The organism is bacterium (assembly GCA_016873475.1).
GTDB lineage: Bacteria > Krumholzibacteriota > Krumholzibacteriia > JACNKJ01 > JACNKJ01 > VGXI01.
In genome coordinates, this window is the sequence record VGXI01000229.1 from 1 (window position 1) to 4562 (window position 4562).

The window sequence follows — 4562 nt, forward strand, 5'->3', positions numbered from 1 at the left end:
AGGCGAACCACTCAGTATCGCATCAACCCGGCTATCAAGGCCAAGTGGAAGAAGGCGTAGGCATGGACTGGCTTGCCCGTGCGCGGAGGGAGATCCCGGAATGCACCCGGGGGCATACTGCCGTTACTGCCGTTGGAGGCATTTCGGCAGTATCGGCAGTGCGCCCTGGCGTCCCGTGCCCCGAGGCCGAGCCTTCCTTCGGCAGTACTGGCAGTGCCGCAAGGGCTGGGCCGCCGGACGCGGAGTGCCTGCGCGAGGAGTTCGAGGAACGAGCGGCGATTCTGGAGTTCGATGGCGGTCTCAACCGGGCCGAAGCAGAACGCCTGGCTTGGGAGCTGGTCTTGACTCGCCACACCGTGCATTGAGGTCAGGAACATGGCATTGAAGCTGAGCGGCTACATCAAGGGCCCCGTCGAACACCGCCGGACGGAGTCGGACTACATGGGCACCCTCCTCGAGACGGTGACTCTCGAGGACTGGCGAGAGGTCGTGGAGGCGGCGTTGACCGCCGCGAAGGCGGGGGACGCGAGTGCGCGGACCTGGCTGACGCAGTACCTGGTGGGGAAGTCGCGCACCGTGGCGCCTGCGCCACTGACTGTCGTAGCGCACCATCTCTCTGGGCGCGACCAACTCGTGGAAGAGCTGGCGAAGCCGTTCATCGATGCCGCGCTCTACCCGATGCTGACCGAAAACGATGAGTTCAAGGAACGCGTCAGGGCGCTGGTCGCGGCCGAGCTTCGGGAAGCTGAGGACCGGGAGCGTCGGCGGGCGAAAGCCAAGGCGACCCGGGCCAAGAAGCACGACTCAGAGGCCCAGCAGGTGCCGAAAGAGGCAAGTTAGCCAATTGATTTCGGGAGAATCCGATGGGTGGACCAGGAAGCGGCCGAGGCTGGCGCTGCGACTCGAAGCCGACAACGGACGAGTATCTGAGCTTGGATGTCAGGGTCCTCGCCCGGAAGGGGATGCTTCGACCGGGGGCTTTCGGGGTGTGGCAATGGAAGCGCGGCGAGCAGTCCAGGGGGTCCATTTCGACCCGAGCCGAGCCAGGCAGGGTGCTCCTGATCTATCGCCACCGGCAAGAGGGCGGCGACTGGAAAGACGAGTCGTACCCCGTGTTCATCGAGCGCACACCGTGCCACTTCGGGGGCAGCCGTCCCTGGTTCGTCTGCCCGGCGGCAGGCTGCGGGCGACGGGTGGCGATCCTATACGGCGGTGGCGTTTTCGCCTGCCGACGGTGCCACAAGCTCGCCTACGGCAGCACCCGGGAGGACGAAGGCGACCGGGCAGTGAGGGCTGCCAACCGCCTTCGCAGGCGGCTTGGCTGGAAGCCGGGAATTCTCAATGAGCCCGGCGACAAGCCGAAGTGGATGCGCTGGGAGACATTCGAGCGAGAGGCTGCACAGCATGATCGGTTGGTCGAGGAGTCCCTGCGCGTTATGGCACGAAGGCTCGGGTTGCTCACTCGGTTCTTCCCGAAGTAAGGGGTGCTGCCCCTGGTCTGCCCGCGCTGCAGCGGCGCTATGCGAATCCTCGCCTTCGTGACGGAAGCGGCCACGGTGCGGCGCATCCTCGACCACATGGGGAAAGGTATCACACCGGCGCCGCTGTCGCCCTCGCAGGCGCCGCCGTGCGCGGATTTCGCGTGGGAGGGAGGCGGCGAGGCCGACATCGATCAGCGCACGGCCTTCGAGAACGAGCCCGGGTGAGTAGCGCGCTCTGCGAACGGGGACGGAGTCTGTGCGCGGCGAGCGCCTGAGAGTGCTGCGGGCGCCGGCTGCAGGACAGCTCCGACGCTGATGCGCCCGGCACCCGACATCCGCCGTGATGCCTGACGCCGCCGGGTGACAGCTGCGGGTTCAAACCGGCGCTCGCGTTGACAGGCGCTAGAGCCCGGCGCATACTCAAAGCAGATCGCGGAATCGGGAAGAGGTCTACTGGGCGGCGGGCAGCCGCGGAAGGGGCCTTGAACACCTATCCGTCAGCAGTTGAGCCCGCGGAGGTCCCAGGGCGCTTCTCCGTCACCGTCGAAAGCTACGCGCCTCGTGGCAGTATCTGCGCCGCAATATGAGGTCCAAGAGCAGATTGCGGTCTCAGGGGCTTCATGGTACTCCTTTCAATCGTCTCAGCAAGTTGAAGGCTGTCGGACCACCGGGTTCGCACACCGCTTCCAGGGCTATGGCCTTTCCTCGGCGGAAGCCAGCAGGAGAGCAGTGGGCCGGGGAGCAGCCAATGTCCGTCTGGGCTTCGCTCACACTGGGGGGGAAGAATGGGCGCAGAGGTAATCGGGAGAGTTCGGGGGGGAAAGTCGGGTAACAGCTACGAGGTGAAGTGGAACAAGGGTAGCGGTGATGTCTATGTCGGGTACGCCGGAACCACCAACATCGGCAGGGCATCATCGGCCGGTCAGGCGATGGATCGCGCCGAAGCCTGGGTGCACGACAAGTAGTCGTGGTCGGGTCCCAATGAGGTTGCTGGTGGCATGCATGTAGTCGTTATTGCGATCGCAACCATGGCCCTAGTCGCGACCGCCATCTGGTACATGGTGGGGGGAAGGTTACGGCGTTGGTCCGGTCCAAACTTCCTCGATCCAACTGGGCGGCGCGATGAGCGCCAGAGGAGGCGCGGAGCTGCCATCATCGAGGCCGCCGTGCTGCTTACGCTCTATCCCTTCCTAACGCGCACCATCGGTCTAGACGGGCAGCTCGCCATCGCCGTCCTAGGCGCTCTCTGCGTAGGTCTCTTCCTCATGCCAGGCCTCACCAGAGTCGGCGTGGGACTCCTGACCGGGATCATTGCCTTCATCACCGTCCCGTGGGGAGCGATCGCCTATGGGCCCGCAGCGCTTCTCATGATCACTGTGTATCTCATCGCCGCCTCATTGTTCGCACCCGACCGGTGAGCCCACCTCACCTGCCGCGATATGCCACACGGCCTCAAGGCAGGTGGGGCGACAAGGTACCCAAGTTGCTCGGATAGGCGTCACATAATCGCCCGCGACACCTCTCACAATCGCAGGCCCAAGGGGCCTCGAAATGGCCAACTCCTTCGTTCAAGCGGCAAGATCTCAGACTCTGCACGTGTAGACGCTATAAGGAGGTGCTCTTTCAAGACCTTGCCCGATGAGTTGAAAGCTGCACTAGTACAGCTGATCCAGCAAGCTGGTCTGGTCGAACAAGAAGCCCGCGGCCTTGCGGTGCTGAAGCTGATGAGAGCTGTCTCGTCAGCCTGGCAAGCCCAGCCAAGCTTTCCGATTGTCGCTGCCGGCGTAGACTTGGACAAGTCGTCCGGTATCATCTTCCAAGTGATCGTTGCTGGGCATCCGGACACTATCCGGATGGAAAGATGTGACATCATCAATCTGGCCAGCCAAGCTGGCGGCAACCCCCAAGTCAATTAGAAAGGGGGCCTTGCTTCTTGGTTAGTTCATCTTCCCGCCTTCGTCGAGCGCAGCTTCCGCAAGTACCTCGAGTGCGGCGTTCTCGCCCACGGCCTCGCCCATGTTTGCTGCGGCCGTTGCGGGCATGACTTTCTGCTGGCCTTCTCTTGCCGCACGCGGGGCCTGTGCCCGAGCTGCGACATGCGTCGGATGGTCGAGACCGCGGCGCCCCCGATTGGTCAGGTGCTGCCGCGGGTGTCGATTCGGTACTAGGTGCGCTGGCTTACTCGCCACCGGCCCGAGACGCTGAGCTCTGCGCTCGGCATCTTTGTCCGGGCGGCCAAGCCAGTTGTTCGCCGGGCTAGCCCCGAGGCGCCGGCCGGGACCCGCTTCGGGGCGGTGGCCTTCGTCCATCACTTCGGCGCCGCGTTGAACGACCACACCCACTTCCACTGCCTGATCACCGATGGCCGCTTCGCGGCCACGCCCGTGGGCGAGGCGATCTTCTACGAGGCCGGTCCAGTGGACATCGGTTGGGTGCAAGCGCAGGTGCGCCGCCGTGTGCTGGCCTGGCTGGTTCGCCACGATTATATGAAAGCGCAGGCTGCGGTCGGCATGCTCGCCTGGCGGCACAGCGGTGGCTTTTCAGTGGATGCTTCGGTGCGGCTCGCTGCCTGGAATCGCCAGGGCCTGGAGCGCCTGGCGCGCTACTGCGCGCGACCGAGCTTCAGCAGCGCGCGCCTGGATCGCCTGAGTGCCGATACGGTGGCCTACCGGCTGACAAAGCCTCTAGCCGATGGCCGCACCTGTCTCTACCTCAAGCCGCTCACGCTGCTAGCCCGCCTGGCGGCGCTGATCCCGCCGCCCAGGCAGCATCGCACGCGCTACTACGGTGCACTGGCTCCACACGCGCGCCTGCGCTCGGCGGTGATCGCGACAGCGGGCCCGAGCGAAGCGCTGGCCTTCCAGCTGCGCCAGGCCGCGGCGCGCATGGAGCTGGCTAGCAAAGACGACCCGCCAGCGCCGGCGCTGCCGCCACCCCGCATACGCAGCGCTACGCCTGGGCCATGCTGCTGGCGCGGATCTACGAGGCGCTGCTCCTGGTCTGCCCGCGCTGCAGCGGCGCCATGCGAATCCTCGCTTTCGTGACGGAGGCGACCGCAGTGCGGCGCATCCTCGAGCACAT

General features: G+C 65.2%; 7 protein-coding genes and 1 pseudogene. All 8 read left to right on the forward strand.

Annotation, left to right across the window (positions count from 1 at the left end):
- The first annotated feature begins 62 nt into the window (after positions 1–62).
- A complete protein-coding gene (locus FJ251_13695) occupies positions 63–365 on the forward strand; it encodes a hypothetical protein (GenBank protein MBM4118758.1) in 303 nt (100 codons plus the stop codon).
- Positions 366–375: 10 nt separating this feature from the next.
- The gene (locus tag FJ251_13700; protein ID MBM4118759.1) at positions 376–840 is read left to right on the forward strand and encodes a hypothetical protein; all 465 of its coding nucleotides are present in this window, start codon (positions 376–378) and stop codon (positions 838–840) included.
- A 23-nt stretch (positions 841–863) separates the two neighbouring features.
- Complete coding sequence (locus FJ251_13705) at positions 864–1481, forward strand: hypothetical protein (GenBank protein ID MBM4118760.1); 618 nt, start codon at positions 864–866, stop codon at positions 1479–1481.
- 3 nt (positions 1482–1484) lie between these two features.
- Positions 1485–1706, forward strand: coding sequence for a hypothetical protein (locus FJ251_13710; GenBank protein MBM4118761.1), 222 nt, complete (start codon positions 1485–1487; stop codon positions 1704–1706).
- 773 nt (positions 1707–2479) lie between these two features.
- Positions 2480–2899 carry a hypothetical protein gene (locus FJ251_13715; GenBank protein MBM4118762.1) on the forward strand — a complete coding sequence of 140 codons (420 nt, stop codon included), beginning with the start codon at positions 2480–2482 and terminating at the stop codon, positions 2897–2899.
- 213 nt (positions 2900–3112) lie between these two features.
- Positions 3113–3397: a hypothetical protein gene (locus FJ251_13720; protein ID MBM4118763.1), complete on the forward strand. Its 285-nt coding sequence runs from the start codon at positions 3113–3115 to the stop codon at positions 3395–3397.
- Positions 3398–3427: 30 nt separating this feature from the next.
- Positions 3428–3649 (forward strand): annotated as a pseudogene (locus FJ251_13725) (IS91 family transposase).
- Entirely contained in the window at positions 3650–4525 is an 876-nt protein-coding gene (locus tag FJ251_13730) for a hypothetical protein (GenBank protein MBM4118764.1), read from the forward strand.
- The last annotated feature ends 37 nt before the right edge of the window (positions 4526–4562 follow it).

Bases quoted from the DNA above. Each gene is read 5' to 3' on its own strand.
- FJ251_13695 (MBM4118758.1), top strand. From the start codon at position 63: ATGGACTGGCTTGCCCGTGCGCGGAGGGAGATCCCGGAATGCACCCGG.
- FJ251_13700 (MBM4118759.1), top strand. From the start codon at position 376: ATGGCATTGAAGCTGAGCGGCTACATCAAGGGCCCCGTCGAACACCGC.
- FJ251_13705 (MBM4118760.1), top strand. From the start codon at position 864: ATGGGTGGACCAGGAAGCGGCCGAGGCTGGCGCTGCGACTCGAAGCCG.
- FJ251_13715 (MBM4118762.1), top strand. From the start codon at position 2,480: ATGCATGTAGTCGTTATTGCGATCGCAACCATGGCCCTAGTCGCGACC.